This window comes from Bifidobacterium sp. (assembly GCF_050874245.1).
In the GTDB taxonomy this organism is placed as follows: Bacteria; Actinomycetota; Actinomycetes; order Actinomycetales; family Bifidobacteriaceae; genus Bifidobacterium.
On the sequence record NZ_JBNMKH010000146.1, the window covers coordinates 1 to 2,567 of the forward strand.

General features: G+C 59.3%; 1 protein-coding gene. It reads left to right on the plus strand.

Annotation, left to right across the window (positions count from 1 at the left end; genetic code table 11):
* The first annotated feature begins 286 nt into the window (after positions 1 to 286).
* Positions 287 to 802: a hypothetical protein gene (locus ACR0P8_RS09305; RefSeq protein WP_432624791.1), complete on the plus strand. Its 516-nt coding sequence runs from the start codon at positions 287 to 289 to the stop codon at positions 800 to 802.
* Positions 803 to 2,567: the final 1,765 nt, after the last annotated feature.

Here is a 2,567-nt window from a genome sequence, read left to right on the forward strand (position 1 = left end):
GACATGTACCGCATGGCGATCTGCCTGATCGGCGCGGCGCGCTCGGGCGAGGACACGGCGCTGGTCCGCTGCCTGACGTTCGCGGCGACCGCGGGGCTGGGCGCGTTCGGCACCGAGGTCGAACCGGTCGACCTGCCCGCGCTCGTCTCCTAAGCGGCCGGGACGCATCGGATGGCCCGTCGCGGGGTTTCCGCGGCGGGCCTTTTTTTCAAGGAAAGGAGCCACGGATATGGCGAAGAAGGACATTGGGGCCGAAATCGACCTCTCGGACCGTTCGGACGATCAATTGCGGCAGCTGGTGGCGGTGGGCACCGTCATCTCGACCCGCGCCAACGACATCGTGAAGGAGGCGAAGAAGAGCCTCATGGACCGCATCGAGCCGGGCGAGCACCCGCAGGCGGTGTTCGGCGGCGTGTCTCTGGGCGAGCTGACCCGCACCAAGGGCGGCGACAGGGGCAGGTACAAGGTCGCCGACCCCGTCGCGTTCGGCGCGTGGCTCAAGAAGAACGGACTCGACGACTACTACGAGCCGATGCCCGTCGCCACCGCCGACGCGTGCGACGCGGGATGGCTGAGGAACCTCATCGAGAAGGACTTCGAGGGCGAGCTGCCCGACGGCGTGACCTACTCCGCGCCGGCCGCGCCGCAGGTCAAGTTCTCGCTGGATGTCGAGCAGGCGCGCCGTCTGTTCGACTCCGACCCGTCGGCCATGATGGCCCTGCTCGAGGCTCCATCTGATGACGCGGAGACGGAGGAGCCGGACGGGAAGCCGGCCGATCCGCTGGCCGAACTGGGCCTGTAGCCCACGGGCGCCTCCGAGGCGCCCCGGAGGAACGAAGCGTCCTCCGGGGCGCCTTTCGTTTATAGGGGGTTTTACGGGGTGTGCCGTGCGGGAGTGGCGGTGCTGGCGCCAAGTGAATCGGACTGAATACAACCAAGCCGAATTGTGACCGAATCGTAGACGAAAGCGGCTTTGTATTCACCTATACAGGCGGTGTATTCGGTTTGTATCAGTTGGGACTGAATACACTTTTCCACAGGCTGAGGTACTGGAAAATAAGGAAAACATAGAATGTAACATATGAATGTATCAGTGTATTCACCTGTTTTGGAGAAAGGCGTTTTTTTGGGCTTTTCCCTTTATAGGGGACTGAATACGTGTTACAGGCGATACAGGCGGTTTCCACCAAGGGGGAGGGGGTCGCGCTCCACTGCCTGTCGGAACCGGTGGCATCCGGCCGGAAAAGGGAGCTTGGAATCCAGGCGGGCGTGTCTGTGTGGCGGCTTTCATCTCGGACATGGGAATTCATCCGCGCCGGCCTCCCTGCAGACCGCTCACGACCTCATGGGCGGCATTTGCCCCTGTGGACCGAATAAACGCCCCTCTGGACGGCTTTCATCCCGAACGCGGAAACTTGTCCGCGCCGGCCGCCATAAACCGTTCACGACCTCATGGGCGGCATTTGCCCCGGAAACCGGACGGACGCCGTTGCGGACGGCTTCTTGCAGACGGGCCGTATCGGCCGCTCATTCCCGGAGCCGGACGATACGGTCCGCATCGAATACGATGCCACATCCCTGGCTCAAACTGAATGCAATCAAGCCGAATCGTGACGGAATCGTAAGCGGAATCGGTCTTGTATTCACCGATTTCGGCGGTGTATTCAGTTTGTATCAGTTGGAACTGAATACACTTTTCCACAGGCTGAGGTACTGGAAAATAAGGAAAACATAGAATGTAACACACTGATGTATCAGTGTATTCAGTGATTTTGGAGAAAGACGTTTTTTTGGGCTTTTCCCTTTATGGGGGACTGAATACGTGTTACAAGTGATACAGGCGCCATGGCGGACGCATGCCCTCCGCCCGCGAAAAACCGGACAAGCGCCTCTCTGAACGGTTTTCATCCCGAACGCGGAAACTTGTCCGTGCCTGCCTCTCGTAAGTCGTTTCCAACCCGATGGCCGGCATTTGCCCCTGTGAGCTGAATAAGCGCCTCTCTGGACGGCTTTCGTCCCGAACGCGGAAACTTGTCCATGTCGGTCGCCATTCGCCGCCTACGCCGCCCGTGGACGGTTTTGTCCCGAGCATGGGGCTCGTTCGTGCCGACCGCCCACAACCCGATGGGCGGCATTCGCCCCTGTGGACCGAATGAACGCCTCTCTGGACGGCTTTCGTCCCGAACGCGGAAACTTGTCCGCGTCGGCCGTCATTCGCCATCCATGGAGGCGGTCGGACGGTTCCGGCTCCGATCATGGCGATCATGCCCGCGGCGGACGCCGCGCCCCTTTCGCATTCGTCCACCGCGGGCATGCCGTATCGCATCCGATCCGCATTTTTTCCGAAACGGAAGTTTTACGGACAGGCGAATCGTGCCTGTATCATCTGTAACACGTATTCAGCCCCCTATAAAGGGAAAAGACCTAAAAAACGCCTTTCTCCAAAATCAGTGAATACACTGATACATTCATATGTTACATTCTATGTTTTCCTTATTTTCCAGTACCTCAGCCTGTGGAAAAGTGTATTCAGTCCCAACTGATACAAACTGAATACACCGCCGAAA